Origin of the sequence: Flavobacterium limi, from assembly GCF_010645075.1 — a bacterium.
Taxonomy (GTDB): domain Bacteria; phylum Bacteroidota; class Bacteroidia; order Flavobacteriales; family Flavobacteriaceae; genus Flavobacterium; species Flavobacterium limi.
Genome location: NZ_JAADZV010000011.1, coordinates 93,060 through 109,945, shown reverse-complemented (window position 1 = coordinate 109,945; position 16,886 = coordinate 93,060). Strand labels below are relative to the sequence as shown.

15 protein-coding genes are annotated in these 16,886 nt (G+C 33.2%); 12 read left to right on the top strand and 3 right to left on the bottom strand.

Annotation, left to right across the window (positions count from 1 at the left end; translation table 11 throughout):
* Positions 1 to 72 precede the first annotated feature (72 nt).
* Positions 73 to 342 carry a DUF1294 domain-containing protein gene (locus tag GXM16_RS19605; protein WP_163396192.1) on the bottom strand — a complete coding sequence of 90 codons (270 nt, stop codon included), beginning with the start codon at positions 340 to 342 and terminating at the stop codon, positions 73 to 75.
* 161 nt (positions 343 to 503) lie between these two features.
* On the opposite strand from GXM16_RS19605, the gene GXM16_RS19600 reads away from it, so the two are divergent.
* The 4 genes from GXM16_RS19600 to GXM16_RS19585 all read left to right on the top strand — a co-directional run bounded on the left by GXM16_RS19600 (position 504) and on the right by GXM16_RS19585 (position 7,233).
* Positions 504 to 2,366: a DUF3857 domain-containing protein gene (locus tag GXM16_RS19600; RefSeq protein ID WP_163396191.1), complete on the top strand. Its 1,863-nt coding sequence runs from the start codon at positions 504 to 506 to the stop codon at positions 2,364 to 2,366.
* Positions 2,366 to 4,270, top strand: coding sequence for a hypothetical protein (locus GXM16_RS19595; RefSeq protein WP_163396190.1), 1,905 nt, complete (start codon positions 2,366 to 2,368; stop codon positions 4,268 to 4,270). Before GXM16_RS19600 ends, GXM16_RS19595 begins: the two co-directional genes overlap by 1 nt.
* A 42-nt stretch (positions 4,271 to 4,312) precedes the next feature.
* A complete protein-coding gene (locus GXM16_RS19590) occupies positions 4,313 to 6,436 on the top strand; it encodes a Tex family protein (protein WP_163396189.1) in 2,124 nt (707 codons plus the stop codon).
* 149 nt (positions 6,437 to 6,585) lie between these two features.
* Positions 6,586 to 7,233, top strand: coding sequence for a hypothetical protein (locus GXM16_RS19585; protein WP_163396188.1), 648 nt, complete (start codon positions 6,586 to 6,588; stop codon positions 7,231 to 7,233).
* Between the two features lie 56 nt (positions 7,234 to 7,289).
* Here GXM16_RS19585 and GXM16_RS19580 read toward each other — a convergent pair whose 3' ends face one another.
* Together GXM16_RS19580 and GXM16_RS19575 are read right to left on the bottom strand one after the other, a co-directional pair.
* Positions 7,290 to 8,687, bottom strand: a complete 1,398-nt coding sequence (locus GXM16_RS19580; RefSeq protein WP_163396187.1) for a glycosyl hydrolase family 8 — start codon at positions 8,685 to 8,687, stop codon at positions 7,290 to 7,292.
* Between the two features lie 193 nt (positions 8,688 to 8,880).
* Complete coding sequence (locus GXM16_RS19575; protein WP_163396186.1) at positions 8,881 to 9,057, bottom strand: Sec-independent protein translocase subunit TatA/TatB; 177 nt, start codon at positions 9,055 to 9,057, stop codon at positions 8,881 to 8,883.
* Between the two features lie 207 nt (positions 9,058 to 9,264).
* Between GXM16_RS19575 and GXM16_RS19570 the strand changes: the two genes are divergently transcribed.
* The 8 genes from GXM16_RS19570 (at position 9,265) to GXM16_RS19535 (ending at position 16,881) form a co-directional block, all read left to right on the top strand.
* Entirely contained in the window at positions 9,265 to 9,753 is a 489-nt protein-coding gene (locus GXM16_RS19570) for a peptidase (protein WP_163396185.1), read from the top strand.
* An 11-nt stretch (positions 9,754 to 9,764) separates the two neighbouring features.
* Positions 9,765 to 11,249: a GH3 auxin-responsive promoter family protein gene (locus tag GXM16_RS19565; RefSeq protein ID WP_163396184.1), complete on the top strand. Its 1,485-nt coding sequence runs from the start codon at positions 9,765 to 9,767 to the stop codon at positions 11,247 to 11,249.
* 94 nt (positions 11,250 to 11,343) lie between these two features.
* Positions 11,344 to 11,592, top strand: coding sequence for a type II toxin-antitoxin system ParD family antitoxin (locus GXM16_RS19560; protein ID WP_163396183.1), 249 nt, complete (start codon positions 11,344 to 11,346; stop codon positions 11,590 to 11,592).
* Complete coding sequence (locus GXM16_RS19555) at positions 11,589 to 11,885, top strand: type II toxin-antitoxin system RelE/ParE family toxin (protein ID WP_163396182.1); 297 nt, start codon at positions 11,589 to 11,591, stop codon at positions 11,883 to 11,885. Before GXM16_RS19560 ends, GXM16_RS19555 begins: the two co-directional genes overlap by 4 nt.
* Before the next feature lie 115 nt (positions 11,886 to 12,000).
* Entirely contained in the window at positions 12,001 to 13,725 is a 1,725-nt protein-coding gene (locus GXM16_RS19550) for a DUF6909 family protein (RefSeq protein ID WP_163396181.1), read from the top strand.
* A gap of 52 nt (positions 13,726 to 13,777) precedes the next feature.
* The gene (locus tag GXM16_RS19545) at positions 13,778 to 14,761 is read left to right on the top strand and encodes a UDP-glucuronic acid decarboxylase family protein (protein ID WP_163396180.1); all 984 of its coding nucleotides are present in this window, start codon (positions 13,778 to 13,780) and stop codon (positions 14,759 to 14,761) included.
* A complete protein-coding gene (locus GXM16_RS19540) occupies positions 14,762 to 16,114 on the top strand; it encodes an exopolysaccharide biosynthesis polyprenyl glycosylphosphotransferase (protein ID WP_163396179.1) in 1,353 nt (450 codons plus the stop codon).
* A complete protein-coding gene (locus GXM16_RS19535) occupies positions 16,114 to 16,881 on the top strand; it encodes a glycosyltransferase family 2 protein (RefSeq protein ID WP_163396178.1) in 768 nt (255 codons plus the stop codon). Before GXM16_RS19540 ends, GXM16_RS19535 begins: the two co-directional genes overlap by 1 nt.
* Positions 16,882 to 16,886 lie beyond the last annotated feature (5 nt).

Genomic DNA, 16,886 nt, shown 5'->3' with positions numbered 1-16,886 from the left:
ACAAAAGCTGAAAAATCGGGTGCTGCGCACCATCCAAAAAAACATGCCCGACATAATCTAATCTATCCGTTTTTATATTTTGTGAATTAAGCTAAAATAAATTACTATTAGCTGAATTAAAAAAATCCCAGAAAATTTTACGATAAAAGATGATTTATTAGTTTTGTGCCTTAAGCTAAACATAGCTAATAGCAAACCAACAGAGCCTCCTAAAAGAGCCATTGAAAAAAGTGCTTTTTCAGAAATTCTGCGTTTATTTTTAATGGCTAAATATTTGTCATATCCCGCTATGATAAGGACCGCAAAATTTATAATTAAAAAATAGAGTAATAAAACTTCCATAGGGTTAAAATTAAAAGCAAAGATATTATTTTAGCTGTCCGAAAAAATCAAAAGTGATTTATAAAATTTATCTCCAAACAGATTGAATCATCTGGATAATTTTCTAATAAACAGTTATAAATATAATAAGTAAGAATATTCTTTACCCCAGATCAAAATCAATGAAAAAGTATATTATATTGTTTTTATTTTCTTTTCAATTGCATTCCCAGGAAAAATCAAAAATAGTTTACAGCAGCGAAACTGTAGTAATAAATTCTGGCAAAATTTTGGAAATAGAAACTTTTGTAAATGAAAGCAGAGCAATTTCAAAAAGCAAAAACGCTCAGGAATATGCTATCAGAATTCCTTTTGATAGTTTTAGTGAAATTTCAAATATAAAGGGATCTACCTATATTACAAAAACAAATAAAAGGATAGATTTAAGTTCTTATTCTATTGCAACAATCGATGCAGAAAATGAAAACATTTATAAGAGTGACAATAAATACAAATATTTTGTAATGCCAAAAGTGGAAGATAATTCATTAATAGAATTTTCGTATAAAACCAAGCTCAAACAGCCTCGTTTTTTATCCAGTTTCCGATTTCAAAATCCAATAAAAACCCAAACCGCAAAACTTCAGATTCGATGCCATCCTTCTACTGAAATTGGATATAAGCTTTTTGGAAATTATCAGGAAAAAATTGCTTTCAGCAAAACTAAAGAAGGTAATTTTGATATTTATACCTGGGAAGCAAATGATATTCCTGAATTTGAAGCAGAAGAGAATATGCCAAGTTCATTATATTTCATGCCACATATTATTTATTATATCAAAAGTTATGAAATAGAAGGTAAAAAAGAGGAGTTACTAGGAACACCTGAAAAATTATACCAATGGTATTATTCAATCACAAAAGACATTAATAAAACAGATCAAACGGTTTTGAAGAATAAAACATTAGATCTGATAAAAGATAAAAATTCTGATTTAGAAAAGGCAAAAGCGATTTATCAATGGGTGCAGCAAAATGTACATTATGTTGCCTTTGAAGACGGAATGGGCGGTTTTATTCCAAGAGAGGCTTCTGATATTTTTCAAAAATTATACGGAGATTGTAAAGATATGGCGAATCTTTTGAATGAAATGTTTCGATATGCCCAATTGAATTCTAATCTAACCTGGATTGGGACACGTCATAAGCCGTACACATATACAGATGTTCCAACACCTCAGGTAGACAATCATATGGTTACGAATGTAATTATTGAGGGTAAAAGTTATTTTATGGATGCCACAGATAAATTTTGTCCTTTTCCGTTTCCTTCCTCTTTTATTCAGGGTAAAGAAGCTTTGACAGGAAGATCAGAAAATGAATTTAAAATAGAAAAGGTTCCGGAAGTTGAATCTGTCAGGAATAAAACCACCATTCTGATGAAATTAAATCTGGAAAATAATAACATTGTGGGAGACGCAAGTGTAACGTTATCAGGTTTTAAAAAGAGCTATTTATTGAATCATCTTTCTGCTTATAATCAAAAAGAAAGTGAAATTTGGAAAGACATTATCACTGAAAATAACCAGAAGATACTTTTGGATATTCAGGAATTGCAAAAAAACGACTATCAGGAGTTGCCATCAAAAGCAAATTTTAAATTAAAATTAGAAAATGGAATTAAAGATGTCAATGGTAAATTGTTATTAAAACCGCTATTGCTTTTTCCGTTAAAAGAAAGGCTGGTTGATATTGAAAAAAGAAAACTTTCTATAGAAAATGACTTTGCTTATGTTTATGAAATCAAGTATGAGTATCAATTGCCATTGGATTATAAAGTAGAATTTATGCCAGAAAATGCAAAAACTGAAAACGATTTGGGAAGCTTTGATATTCAATACAAATTGATGAAAAACACTATCATATTAACTCAAAAGATAGTATCCAAAAAATTACTATTGGATAGCAAGGATTTTATACTTTGGAATTCTTTTATAAAAACACTAACCAAACAATACAATCAATCCGTAATTCTTTCTAAATAATGAAAAAAATAACTCTAATTTTTGCCTTGTTATTCTTCTTTCAAAGTTATTCTCAGGAAATAAAAAGCTACACTTGGGACGAAAAACCAATCTTTGATGAAATACCGGCTGAATATAAAGATCAGCCTGCTGTAGTCTTGTTTGACAAGCGCTGGATACATACGAGAGTTGGACCTTATGCTTATGCAACCTTTGGAATGAATCACTTTGCTATAAAAATCAATAAAGCAGGGGAAATTAACAAATACAATAAGATTAAAGCCCAAGACAACGGATACATTCGTGATGTTCGGGATTTTCATGCGCGTATCATAAAACCCAATGGGGAGATAAAAATATTGCCACAGGATAAAATTATAGAAACAGAAATCGACAAAGTAAAGTCAATTGTTTTTGAAGGTGTTGAAGCAGGGGATATATTGGAATATTATTTCATTATAAAAGAAAACCCGTCCGCTTATGGAGTTGAAGTTTTCCAGAAAGATGTTCCGGTTTTGTTTGCCGAATTTACACACACTCAAGAAGGCGTAAAATTTGAAACTTATGCATCTTCAGAATTTAAAAAAAGCAGCAGCAATAAAAAAACTATATTAACAGCCACTAATATTCCGGTTTTTAAAGAAGAATCTAATGCACTGAATATAAAGAATTTAGTGAAATTAATTTATATGGTTTCGACGCCACCATTGGACGTTTATCAATGGAGTTATTTTTTACCACAATATCTTGCTAAACCGTCTTTTCAATATTTTAAGAAGGCCCAGGCCAGAGAATTTATTGAAAAATTAAATATTGGTACTGAATCAACCGAAGAGAAATTAATTAAAATTGATGAGTACATAAAAACCAATTTTGATTTTATAAGTAGAGGAGAAACAGCTCAAAAAATCACGAATTTAAACAATGGAAAACAAAAATTAACCGGCGGTGATATTTTTGACTTATATGGATTTACACTCAAAGAATTAAAAATTCCCTATAAAGTAGCAGTTGGTATGTCGCGATTTAATGGAGAGGTTGATACCGAAAAATTTGTTGTACCTCTATCCCATGAATTCATGTATTACATTCCTGAAACTAAAAAATTCCTTTCCCCATATGAGAAATATTTGTCGTATGGTTATCCATCTTATGAGCTTCAGGGTTCTGAAGGCAGAACATATTACCCTGCCCTTAAAGAGAATTATGTAGTGACTTTTCCAATTGCCCCTGCTGAATTTACTGTAAATGAATCACAAAGTACTGTTACATTTTCAGATGACCTGACAACGGCAAATATAGAAAAAACACTTTCTTATACCGGGTATGATGGACAGTTGAATAGAAATTGGGTAAAATACATTAAAGAAAATGAAGATGAAAAAAAACTGAGCGAATATATCAGGGAAAGAGTATTTGGTGATGATTTCGATGTAAAAATAACCAATTATAGTTTTGAAAATCAAGAGTTCAAATACAATTACTCCAATACGCCTTATAATATAATAGTTAAGGGTGAAGCAACGGAATCCTTAACGGAAAATGCTGGAAATCTGGTTTTGGTAAACCTTGGTAAAATGATCGGTAAACAAGGAAATTTATATCAGGAAACAGATAGAAAATGGGATGTGGACTTAAAGTATGCTAAAACTTTCAAACACAAAATAATTTTTAATATTCCGAAAGGTTATGAAGTCGAAAGTTTTAAAGATTTGGAACTTGATAAGAAAACAGGAGGAGATGAAACCACAAATTGTTCTTTCAAATCAACCGTAAAAGTGGAAGGAAACCAATTAGTTGTTGAAGTTTTTGAGATTTACAAATCTATAAATTACCCAAAAGAAATCTATCAGGAATACAGAAATGTAATCAACGCTTCTTCGGATTTTACAAAAGCATCAGTGGTATTGAGACCAAAGAAATAAAAACGCTTTAAAATTAAATATTCATTTACTAGAATAATAAAAATGACTAACATACAATTCATCGCTAAATCCGTTAACACGGCTCCAGTAAATATTCAGAACACGGTAAAACTTTTAGAAGAAGATTGTACAATTCCGTTTATTTCGCGCTATCGAAAAGACGCCACCGGAAATCTCGATGAAGTTGTAATCGAACAGATTGCAAAACTTCAAAAAGAATACGATACACTTATAAAACGTAAAGAAGCAGTTTTAAAATCTATTGAAGAGCAAAAAGCGCTTACGCCGGATTTGAAGAAAAAAATTGAAGATAGTTTTGATTTACAGGAAATTGAAGATTTCTATCTTCCATATAAAAAGAAGAAAAAAACAAAAGCAGACGTTGCTCGTGAATTCGGATTGGAGCCATTGGCCAAATTAATGATGTCGGAAAGCGATTCTGATTTCGATTTTATTTCGACTCAATATTTAAATGAAAATGTGATTAACGAAGAAGCGGCCATTCAGGGTGCGAGAGATATTGTTGCCGAATGGATTAACGAGAATATTTATGTTCGTAAACAGCTTCGAAGATTATTTCAGCGAAAAGCCACAATTGGAACCAAGGTTGTAAAAAAGAAAGCGGAGGAGGAAGGATCACAGAAATTTAGCCAGTATTTTGATTGGGAAGAGCCTTTAACAAAAGCGCCGGCACACCGTTTATTAGCGATGCTTCGGGCAGAAAATGAAGGTTTTATAAAATTAAAAATAGATGTAGACATTGACGAAGCGTATGATGTTATTGATGAAATTATCATCAAAAAGCAGAATAATTCAACAGCACATTTACAGCTCGCGATAGAAGACAGTTATAAACGTCTATTGAATCCGGCAATTGGAAATGAAACGCTGCAGGAAGCCAAAGCAAAGGCTGATGCGAACTCGATTCAGGTGTTTGCTAACAATTTAGGACAGCTTTTGTTAGCACCGCCATTGGGAGAAAAACGAATCTTAGCAATCGATCCGGGATTCAGAAGTGGTTGTAAAGTTGTTTGCTTAGACGAAAAAGGCGATTTATTATATAATGAAACCATTTATCCACATGCGCCTCAAAACGAGGAAACCATGGCGATCAAAAAAATCCGTTCTATGGTAAATGCATATCAAATCGATGCAATTTCTATTGGAAACGGAACGGCTTCTCGTGAAACAGAATTTTTTATCAAAAAAATTGCGTTCGACAAACCAGTTCAGGTTTTTATTGTTTCTGAAGCAGGGGCTTCAGTATATTCGGCTTCTAAAATTGCAAGAGAAGAATTTCCTAATTATGATGTAACGGTTCGCGGTTCGGTTTCTATTGGTAGACGACTTTCAGATCCTTTGGCCGAACTGGTAAAAATCGATCCGAAAGCGATTGGAGTAGGGCAGTACCAGCATGATGTTGATCAGACTAAACTAAAAGAAGAACTGGATAATACCGTAATCCGCTGCGTAAACTCGGTTGGGATTAACATCAACACAGCCAGTAAGCATTTGTTAAGTTATGTGAGTGGAATAGGAGAGAAGCTTGCTGAAAATATAGTACAATATCGTTCTGAAAACGGACCTTTTGAAGATAGAAAACAGCTGAAAAAAGTGCCTCGTTTAGGAGATAAAGCGTATCAGCAGGGAGCAGCATTTATCAGGATTTCAAATGCTAAAAATCCGCTGGATAATTCGGCGGTGCATCCTGAAGCTTATCCGGTTGTTGAGAAAATGGCAAAAGATTTGAAACTTTCGGTAAATGAATTAATTGCAAATAAAGAAAAAACAGCGCTTATAAAGGCCGAAAAGTATGTTACACCTGAAATTGGTTTACTAACCCTGAAAGATATCATTAAAGAGCTTGAAAAGCCCGGATTAGATCCAAGAAAATCTGCTAAGGTATTCGAATTTGATGCCAACGTAAAATCAATCAAAGATTTGAAAACCGGAATGATTTTGCCTGGAATTGTCAATAACATTACCAACTTTGGCTGTTTTGTAGATATCGGTATCAAAGAAAGCGGACTGGTTCATATTTCGCAATTAAAAGCCGGTTTTGTTAGCGATGTAAATGAGGTTGTAAAACTGCATCAGCATGTTGATGTAAAGGTGACTGAGGTTGATGAAGATAGAAAAAGGATTCAGCTGACTATGGTTTTGTAAAAATTTCAATAGTTGAAATTCTAAATCAAAAAAAATGGAATTACGAGATAAAAACTCCCAAATTGCAACTGTAGTTTGGGAGTTTTCGATTTATTAATTTCTGTAATAATTCTTCCATATATTTGTAAGAAATCATTAAACCCCAAATTATGAAAAAAACAATTTTAATTACAGTTGTATTTCTATTTTCAATGCTGTGCCATGCAAAATTTAATAAAGCAGTTTTATACATGGTAGACGGAACCAAAAAAAGCGGTTTAGCAGAAATGGTAGAAAATGGAGATTCTAAAGTAGTTTTTAAAACAGATGAAAAAGCGAAGAAAGAAAAGATTGCCAGTGATCTTATCAAAAAGATAGAATTCACAGATGATGACAAAAATGAGTTCGTGGCCGAAAGATTGTATTTAACTTCTGCCAATGCTTTTTCCGGAAAGTTCTCGAAATCAAAGGAGAAAAAATGGTTTTACATTCTGTATGACAGAGATATAAAAATTGGATGTGTAGATTTTGCAGGAACGATGCAATACAATCCTTCAAAAGATAAAATTTCAGGACAGTTTGGCGATACAACCTATTATTTTGGAAAGAAAAAAGGAGATGAATTGTATTTTGGTTTTTTAAAATCGAGTGCCGGTATTGCGGTTCATACCCAGACAGGATCGAATATCAAAAAAATGTCTAAGGAAGCTTTTGCCGGATGTCCGAAACTTATCGCTGCTATTGAAAAAGAAGATTTTAAAACCAAAACAGCATTAGAGCAGCTGATTGGTATTTTTGAAAGAAACAAGTGCAAGTAATAATATTTATAATCTAAAACTCCCAAATTACAATTCGTAGTTTGGGAGTTTTTAGTTTATTTTAAAATCACTTTTTTGGTGACACTTTTAGTACCGTTTGTAATTTTTATAAGATATAAACCGGAAGATTGATTGGCAAGATTAATTTCAGTATTTTCAGAAGTTGTTTTTTGTTCTGAAACAAGATTTCCCTGAGGAGAAAAAACGGTAACGGTTGAATTTTCAGGAGCATAAACTGTAAATTTATCAGCACTCGGATTTGGATAAAGAGAAATGGTCGATTTTTCAATATCAAACTCATCATTCGATAAAGTTGCAGTTGGCGGAAGGTAGAAATTACCTGTCAGCAAAAACGAATACAGTGTTTTTAATGTGTGATTAAAGTAATTGCCTGGTTCATTTGTACTTTTTAAATCAGCATAGGAAGCATCTAAATGAATCTGATTTTCTCCAGCCATCGCTGCGCAGGCAAAAGCACCTACAAAAGGGGCGTTATGCCATTGTCCAATCAGCGTCCCATTTTGATTGTAACCATCTTTGATATTTGTCGTTCCACCAAGAGTTATTCTAACAAAATCTGATGCTTTTTTGGAATACGTTTTAGCATCCGGAGTTCCGTACCATAGATAGTCAACTGCAATTCTCCAAGGTGTTCTGCATGCATCATAGGTATAGGTTTTACCAGCATTTACATATCCTCTTGGCTGCGCTTCTGGTGAATAATTTCCTGAAGCTTCACACCAATCAGAAACTAGCCCGCCAACAGCGTTATTTACAGTTAAATTATTATTGATGATAACATAAGACTTGGAAGCAACCGCATTCCAAAAAGCAGCATCATTAGTAAAAGCTCCGAAAGCCCTGTAATAAGCAGGAGAGAAGTATGAAGGATTTATTATCTGGCTTTGGCCAAAATCATCGCCCGGTTTTAACACAAAAGTACTAGCTTCTATCTCATGGTTCTTAATGGCAGTAATTAAAGTTTTAGCATCATTTTTATAATTGATTGTTCCGGTGCTTCCCCATTGATAATCGGCAACGATTAAAGCAAATGCAGCGTCAAGTTCAGCATCAGTAGCACCATTATTACCTACAACCTCGGAACAGCCTTTAATTTTCCAGTTCATAACGCCGTTGGCATTTACATTGTCTTTGTAATAGAGCCATAGTCCATCAAAAAGAGCTTTATCGCCTTTGTAAACGCTAAGCAGCATTCCGTAGGCAATACCTTCAGAAACGGTTTCTGTAGAATTAAATTTTACTCTCCATCTTCCGTTTGTGCAGGCTTCTGTAAAATTGGATTTCCAGGTATCGTAATTTTCGGATGCATCCAGACTATTTTTTGTGGATGCCATTAAACCATTATTAAAAACAATATTGGCAGGAAAAGGTTTTGTTTGTGAATAATTTTCAAGACTTAGAAAAATACTCACCAATAGAAATAGGTTTTTCATATTTATATAAATTTAGGGACCATAAAAGTAAGATTTTTTATATAAATAAAAAACAATAGAATCACAATTTTGGATTGGAAAGGAATTGAAGAGGAATTTTTACCAATGCTGAGGTTTGCAAAGTGAACAAAAAATCCCAACTAAAATCGTTTAGATTTCAGTTGGGACCCTAAAAGACCACTTTGCAGTAATCTTATTTAACTTCTTCTTCTTGTTTTTTAACGGCAGACTGATCGTCTTTGGCAGCGTTTTTAAATTCTTTAATACCGCTTCCTAAACCTTTCATTAATTCTGGAATTTTTTTACCTCCAAAAAGTAACAACACAATACCTACTATAACAAGGATTTCTGTAAGACCTAATCTTCCCATGATTGTATATTTAATGCCGAAGCAAATTGTTCTAATATTTGAGCAAAGGTATAGAAATATACGGAGAAGAATAATTTTTGTGCTAAAATATTTGTTTTGAGCAGCGTTAAATATTTTATAAAATAATAAATTAAATAGTTTTGCACAAATTTATTCAGCAATAATTACATCCATTAATTGTTATATTTGTGAATATAAATTACCGTAATGCCAAGGAAAAAACATAATTTCAGGAAAAAATTATTCACCAAAAACCGATTGGTTATTTTGAATGAAGATACATTTGAGGAAATTTTTTCGTTTAAACTTAATTTAATGAATGTTTTTGTGGTTCTTTCTTTGGGCGGAATATTCTTAATCCTTATTACTACTTTTATAATTGCTTTTACTCCTTTGCGTGAATTTATTCCGGGATATTCTTCCTCAGAGTTAAAAAAGAATGCTTTGGAACTAGCCATAAAATCAGATTCATTAACTACTTTGATTAAGAAAAATGAAGTTTATATCAAATCCATTCAAAAAGTACTGAATGGAGAATTAGAATATTCAAAATTCAATAAAGATTCAATTTTGGCCGAGTCTGAAGAAATTCCGGAAACCAATATGAATGCCTCTGAAGAAGAAATGAAACTTAGGGAAGAGGTTGACAAAATAGAAAAACAGTCAAGTGGAAGCAAAGCAAACAAAAAGAAATAATACCACATAAAATGTCAATTAAGTCAATAGCAGCAAAAATATTTGCCCGAAAAATATATAACCAAACACTTTTCTGGTCTGGTAAACCGGTTGAAACTCAGCTGAAAGTTTTTAAAAGTCTGATCGAAAGTGCCAAAGCAACTGAATTTGGAAAAGACCATCATTTTGATACAATCACCACAATTGCAGATTTTCAAAAAAATGTTCCAATCCGGGACTATGAAGATTTGAAAACTTATATCGAAAAAGTAAAAACAGGTCAGGAAAATATTCTCTGGAAAGGAAAACCCATTTATTTTGCCAAAACTTCAGGAACAACATCCGGAGCCAAATATATTCCGCTTACCAAAGAATCAATGCCTTCTCATATTAATGCGGCGCGTAACGCTATTTTGCATTATATCAACGAAACCGGAAATGCTCATTTTGTTGATGGAAAAATGATTTTTTTGCAGGGAAGTCCGATTTTGACTGAAAAACACGGAATTAATTTTGGCCGACTTTCCGGAATAGTGGCGCACTTTGTTCCTAAATATCTGCAAAGAAACCGAATGCCATCCTGGGAAACGAATTGTATCGAAGACTGGGAAACGAAAGTAAATGCGATTGTTGAAGAAACCATTAAAGAGGATATGTCTGTAATTTCGGGAATTCCATCATGGGTCCAGATGTACTTTGAAAAATTACAGGAAAAAAGCGGTGGAAAAAAGATCAGCGAAATATTCAAAAACTTCAATTTGTTTATTTACGGCGGAGTCAATTATGAGCCTTATCGTGCGAAGTTTGAAAAAATGATTGGCAAAAAAGTAGACAGCATTGAACTGTTTCCAGCCTCGGAAGGATTTTTCGCCTATCAGGATTCACAAAAAGAAAAAGGAATGTTGTTGTTATTGAATTCCGGGATTTTCTACGAGTTCATAAAAGCGGATGAATTTTTTACCGAAAACCCAAAACGATATACAATTGGAGAGGTTCAGGTAGGGATAAATTATGCTTTAATTGTTTCTACAAATGCAGGGCTTTGGGGATATAATATTGGTGATACGGTTCAGTTCACTTCTTTAGCTCCATATCGTGTTATAGTTTCGGGTCGTATCAAACATTATATCTCGGCTTTTGGAGAGCACGTAATTGCCAATGAAGTCGAAAATGCCATGAAAGAAGCAACCGCCGAAACGAATATCGTAATAAATGAATTTACCGTCGCACCGCAAATCACTCCGGCCAGCGGATTACCGTATCACGAATGGCTGATTGAATTTGAAAAAGAGCCTGAAAACATGCAGGCTTTCGCCGAAGCTATAGACGATTCGATGCGAAAACAAAACATTTACTATGATGATTTAATTACCGGAAATGTTTTGCAGAAGGTAGTTATTACCAAAGTTTCAAAAAACGGATTTCAGGAATATATGAAATCTCAGGGAAAATTAGGGGGACAGAATAAAATTCCGAGATTATCGAATGACAGAAAGATTGCGGATAATTTGAAATAGAAATTTCAAAAGATAAATAAAGTAGTTTAATTGTCAATTTCTATATTTTGATAACATACCAATTATTGGTATATTTGATTAAATTTTTTCAATTATGGCTAAGAACACATCAATACTGTTAGGAGATTATTTTGATAATTTTATTAATTCACAAGTAAAAACGGGTCGTTTTTCATCTGCAAGTGAAGTTGTCCGTGCTGCTTTAAGAATGTTTGAGCAGGAAGAGACAAAGAAGGAAGAGATAATTAAAGAATTAAAAAAAGGAGAAAAGTCTGGATTTGTGAAGGATTTTAATCGTGATTCTTTTATGGACAGCCTTCACGAAAAATATGCTAAGAAATGAATTATAAGATAAGTAAGGAAGCATCTTATGATTTAGAAAAAATTTGGCTATACACTTTTGAGAATTGGTCTATAGAACAAGCAGACAGATATCTCAGTTTAGTATTTGATGAGATTGAATATTTGTGTTTAAAACCGAATTCAGGAAAAGATTTTAGTTATGTAAGAAAAGAATATTTAAGAAGTAAAGTAAAATCACATTTAATTTTTTACAGAATAAATGTTCAAAAAAATGAATTAGAAATTATCAGAATCCTGCACCAAATGATGGATATTGAAAACCATCTTAAGTGAGTAAAGGTAATAACATTTTAGTAAAATTAAGGGTTTATAAAATTGCCTGTATAGTACTATTTTCGTTTAAACAAATTACTCGTTTTCTCTCTCGGAGAAATTTAAAATAAAAAAAATGAAAGAAACCAAACATATATCAAGATCAAGAGCTCAGGAATCCTCTGCCGCAATTGAAAAAATGTACATAACGATGCGTCATTTATTCAACCGCGGTTTTTACAAACCAATGGGGGTTTCGGGCGATAGTTTAAGAGAATCATTATTGGCATTGCGTCCTGAAATCTACGGAAATATAGCAGAAGAAAAAGTAGAACTAAATGGACTTTTGTACGTTATTGAACGTCTTCCAATAGGGATAGAACAGTGCCGTTTCATCAATTTAACTTCAGATGAAGGTTATTCCAAATCGCATTTTCAGCCGATTGTTCCTCCAAAAAGAAGAAGAAACTGCTACAGAATTGATGAGGAACAAATGAATGTTGAAATCACGCGTGGCCGTTCAGACATTTACGATATACTGACACATTTGACTTTTATTTTTATAGAATCACATAAAATCAAAAACAGGGTTCTAATTGACGACGGAGGTGAAGTTTCACGTGACTGGCTCAAACTGGAACAGGCTATATTGCAAACCAAAAAACTGTCTCAGATAGAAAAAGAAAAAGCTATATCGCATGCAGCTAATATTTTAGCCAGAACATTCGAAGAAGTTTTGGATATTTATGATGCTTTTGGTTCTGAAAATGCGCCGGATCGTTTTCTGCATGTAATCTATTGGCTTGGGAAATTAGCCATTGAGGAAATGATGGATAACAATAAAAGAACAATCACTTTTAGTCCGGTTTTAAGAGAACGATTGGGACACCATATTCATGGAGAAATATGGGCTACCAACATTAAGGAAGTTTTAAAGGCGAATAATCTTTTAAAAAGACCAATTCATATCATTAGTGCAAACATGCATAGTGTGATGAACTCAATTTTTGCTACGCCGCTGCTGAAAACGAAATTTAAAGACAAATCGGATTTCTTTATTTATGAAGAATTAAGTAAATCTGCAGCCAAAGATACCAGAAGTTTAGTGGAAGAATTAGCCTTGAAAAACGGAATGATTTCTTTACCTGATGCATCCGGAACCAATATTGATGTCCAGATTTTTGATACAGCCAAAATTGACTGGAGCAAAACAGCCTTTGCTTATGCAAATGTAGGGGAAGAAAAACCGGTTATAATTGTAATGGATTATGCTTTTGGCGAGCAGGCATATGAAACGATTGATGAGCTTTTGAAACCGTATAAAAAAGAAACTTTACTCAATGTGAAATCGGTTTCAATAATGGGTAAGGCCGGAATTCTGGAAGGAGGGAAAGGAGATATTATGATTCCGTCAGCGCATATTAATGAAGGAACTGCAGATAATTATTTCTTCGAAAATGAATTAACAGGTGCGATGTTCGAAGGAAATGATATTGCCGTTTTTGAAGGCGCGATGGTAACCGTTTTAGGGACCTCATTACAAAACAGGGATTTGTTGAAATTTTTTCACGAATCGACCTGGGGTGTAATTGGTCTGGAAATGGAAGGATCTTATTATCAAAAGGCAATTCAGTCGGCATCAAAAATTAGAAAAAGTGTGCCTCAGGATATAAAAGTAAGATATGCATATTATGCTTCAGACAACCCTTTAGAAACCGGTAGCACACTGGCTTCAGGTGGATTAGGAACGACAGGGGTAAAGCCAACGTATTTAATTACGATTAAAATTCTGGAACAAATTTTAAATCTGAATAATCAGCTCGGAGTAAATTTAATCAGCACAGAAAAAGATAAAAGTTAAATTTACTTTATAAAATTGAAAAAAGTAAATTTGCTGAAGGAAACAAATTAATATGAAAAGAATACTTATTACGGGTGCCGCAGGATTTTTAGGGTCTCATTTGTGCGATAGATTTATCAAAGAAGGCTATTATGTTATCGGAATGGATAATCTGATTACCGGAGATCTTAAAAATATTGAACATTTATTCAAATTGGAGCACTTTGAATTCTATCATCATGACATTACAAAATTTGTTCATATTCCCGGCGAATTAGATTATATATTGCACTTTGCCTCACCTGCAAGCCCAATAGATTATTTAAAGATTCCAATTCAGACTTTAAAAGTTGGTTCTTTGGGAACACACAATTTATTAGGTTTGGCCCGTGTAAAAAAAGCAAGGATTTTGATTGCTTCTACTTCTGAAGTATATGGAGATCCTTTAGTTCATCCGCAGACAGAAGAATATTACGGAAACGTAAATACAATTGGACCACGCGGAGTTTATGATGAGGCCAAACGTTTTCAGGAATCAATAACCATGGCGTACCATACTTTTCATGGTGTAGAAACCCGAATTGTACGTATTTTTAATACTTACGGACCAAGAATGCGTCTAAATGATGGGCGGGTGATTCCGGCTTTTATAGGACAGGCACTTCGTGGAGAAGATCTGACCATTTTTGGAGACGGAATGCAGACACGTTCTTTCTGTTATGTTGACGATCAGGTAGAAGGAATTTACAGATTGTTGCATTCGGATTATGTATATCCTGTGAATATTGGAAATCCTGATGAGATTACTATCAAAGATTTTGCAGAGGAAATAATTAAACTTACCGGAACCAGTCAAAAAGTAGTGTACCATCCGTTACCAATAAATGATCCTTTGCAGCGCCAGCCGGATACTTCAAAAGCAAAAGAATTGTTAGGATGGGAAGCTAAAGTAAGCCGTGCCGAAGGGATGAAAATTACCTACGATTATTTTAAATCGCTTTCAAAAGAGGAACTTTCAAAAGAAGAACATAAGGATTTTTCAAATTATATAAAATAAATGCGGACCAAAACAGGAAAATATTCAGGCTACATCCGTCCGTTCTCCTATTTGATTGATTTACTTATTATCAATTTTTTTGCGGTATATATTGCGCATTTTCCTGTAGATAAATTTTTATTTTTAGCTGTACTAAATATTGGCTGGATTGGTATTGCTTCCGATTTAGGTTTTTACGAAGTATATCGTTATACCAAAGTTATTGCAATTTTAAATTGCGCTTTAAAACAAGCCTGTTTATTTGGTTTTGTAGTTTTTGCACTAGCCTTCTTTTATGCGAAACAAACCAGTTTTAGAACATTGCTGTTTTACTTATGGTTTGTATTCATTCTTATTTTATTCATTAAGTTTTCAATCTACTATTTCCTGCAGACCTACAGGGTTGTCTTTGGCGGAAATCACAGAAGAGTTGTGCTGCTGGGAAATAACGAAAGTATTTCCCCTTTAAGGCATTTCTTTACTGAGAATCCGGATTATGGATATGAACTGATTCATGTTTTTGAATTTGAAAAAGTAAAAACGGAGCATATTGAACAAATGTTTGAATTTGTACTGAATAAAAACATGGATGAAATGTATTGTTCTATTATCGGTTTATCCCAGGATCAGATGAATGAAATTATTGATTTTGCCGACAGTAACCTGAAAACATTGAAATTTATTCCAGATGACAATCAGATATTTTTTAGAAATTTCATCTTAGAATATTATGACTATATTCCTGTAATTGCCCTTCGGAGTATACGTCTCGATGAACATTTGTATAAGATAATGAAACGAAGTTTTGATGTTGTTTTTTCAATAATTATCATCATTGGAGTTCTTTCCTGGGTATTGCCAATTTTAGGAGTTTTAATAAAACTGGAGTCAAAAGGTCCCGTTTTGCTCAGACAAAAACGGAATGGGCTTAATAATAAGGAATTCTATTGTTATAAGTTCCGTTCAATGGAATTGAGTAATAACGACTATTCAAATCAGGTTTCTAAAAACGATCCGAGAGTCACTAAAATAGGGAGGTTTATTCGAAAAACCAGTATTGATGAACTGCCTCAGTTTTTTAATGTTTTGATCGGGGAAATGTCTGTAGTCGGGCCAAGGCCACATATTGTAAGTTATAATCAGGAATATATACTTAAGGTAGATAAATTTATGGTACGCCATTTTATAAAACCCGGAATTACAGGTTTGGCTCAGGTAAAAGGTTTTCGCGGAGAAATCGAAACCGATTATGATATTATAAACCGGGTCAAATATGATATTTTTTACATCGAAAACTGGTCAATTTTATTAGATCTTAAAATTATTGTAACTACAATTTATCATATTATTAAAGGTGATGAAAAAGCATATTAATGAGTGAGTTAGTTTCTATCATAACGCCTACATATAATGCCGAGAAATATATTCGGCAAACGCTGCAATCGGTACTGGATCAAAGTTATCAAAACTGGGAAATGATTTTAGCTGATGATGCTTCAAATGATGAAACAGTTACGATAATTGAAGAATTTACCCAAAAAGATAACAGAATCAAACTCTTTAAGTTACCTGAAAATCAAGGAAATGGTTTTGCGAGAAATGCCGCTTTAGAAAAAGCCACAGGAAAATATATTGCCTATTTGGATGCCGATGATTTGTGGTTTCCCGAGAAATTAGAAAAGCAAATTCAGTTTTTAAAAACGAATAATTTACATTTTACTTTTAGTTTTTACCATTCTATTGATGAAGAAGGAAATAATTTAAACAGAAAAGTAGAATCACCAAATCCATTAACTTACAAACAATTGTTTTTCTGTAATTATGTAGGTAATCTGACAGCTATTTATGATGCGGATTATTTCGGAAAAATTATTCTGGAAACATCACAAAAGCGCCAGGATTGGAGAATATGGCTTACGATTTTAAAACAAATAAAAATAGCAAAACCTGTCCCGGAATCTCTGGCTTTTTACAGAATCAGAAAAAATTCAGTATCATCTTCAAAATTCAAACTGATAAAACACAATTTTGGAGTTTACAGAGAATTCCACGGATATAATTTTGTGTTTTCTGTTTTGTTGATGATGAGGTTTTTATATACACAGTTGATTATAAAACCGCGATATATAAAGAAAATTTAAATTAG

Excerpts from the sequence above, each read along its gene's own strand:
- GXM16_RS19605 (WP_163396192.1), bottom strand. The coding sequence starts at position 342 with ATGGAAGTTTTATTACTCTATTTTTTAATTATAAATTTTGCGGTCCTT.
- GXM16_RS19600 (WP_163396191.1), top strand. The coding sequence starts at position 504 with ATGAAAAAGTATATTATATTGTTTTTATTTTCTTTTCAATTGCATTCC.
- GXM16_RS19595 (WP_163396190.1), top strand. The coding sequence starts at position 2,366 with ATGAAAAAAATAACTCTAATTTTTGCCTTGTTATTCTTCTTTCAAAGT.
- GXM16_RS19590 (WP_163396189.1), top strand. The coding sequence starts at position 4,313 with ATGACTAACATACAATTCATCGCTAAATCCGTTAACACGGCTCCAGTA.
- GXM16_RS19585 (WP_163396188.1), top strand. The coding sequence starts at position 6,586 with ATGAAAAAAACAATTTTAATTACAGTTGTATTTCTATTTTCAATGCTG.
- GXM16_RS19580 (WP_163396187.1), bottom strand. The coding sequence starts at position 8,687 with ATGAAAAACCTATTTCTATTGGTGAGTATTTTTCTAAGTCTTGAAAAT.
- GXM16_RS19575 (WP_163396186.1), bottom strand. The coding sequence starts at position 9,057 with ATGGGAAGATTAGGTCTTACAGAAATCCTTGTTATAGTAGGTATTGTG.
- GXM16_RS19570 (WP_163396185.1), top strand. The coding sequence starts at position 9,265 with ATGCCAAGGAAAAAACATAATTTCAGGAAAAAATTATTCACCAAAAAC.
- GXM16_RS19565 (WP_163396184.1), top strand. The coding sequence starts at position 9,765 with ATGTCAATTAAGTCAATAGCAGCAAAAATATTTGCCCGAAAAATATAT.
- GXM16_RS19560 (WP_163396183.1), top strand. The coding sequence starts at position 11,344 with ATGGCTAAGAACACATCAATACTGTTAGGAGATTATTTTGATAATTTT.
- GXM16_RS19555 (WP_163396182.1), top strand. The coding sequence starts at position 11,589 with ATGAATTATAAGATAAGTAAGGAAGCATCTTATGATTTAGAAAAAATT.
- GXM16_RS19550 (WP_163396181.1), top strand. The coding sequence starts at position 12,001 with ATGAAAGAAACCAAACATATATCAAGATCAAGAGCTCAGGAATCCTCT.
- GXM16_RS19545 (WP_163396180.1), top strand. The coding sequence starts at position 13,778 with ATGAAAAGAATACTTATTACGGGTGCCGCAGGATTTTTAGGGTCTCAT.
- GXM16_RS19540 (WP_163396179.1), top strand. The coding sequence starts at position 14,762 with ATGCGGACCAAAACAGGAAAATATTCAGGCTACATCCGTCCGTTCTCC.
- GXM16_RS19535 (WP_163396178.1), top strand. The coding sequence starts at position 16,114 with ATGAGTGAGTTAGTTTCTATCATAACGCCTACATATAATGCCGAGAAA.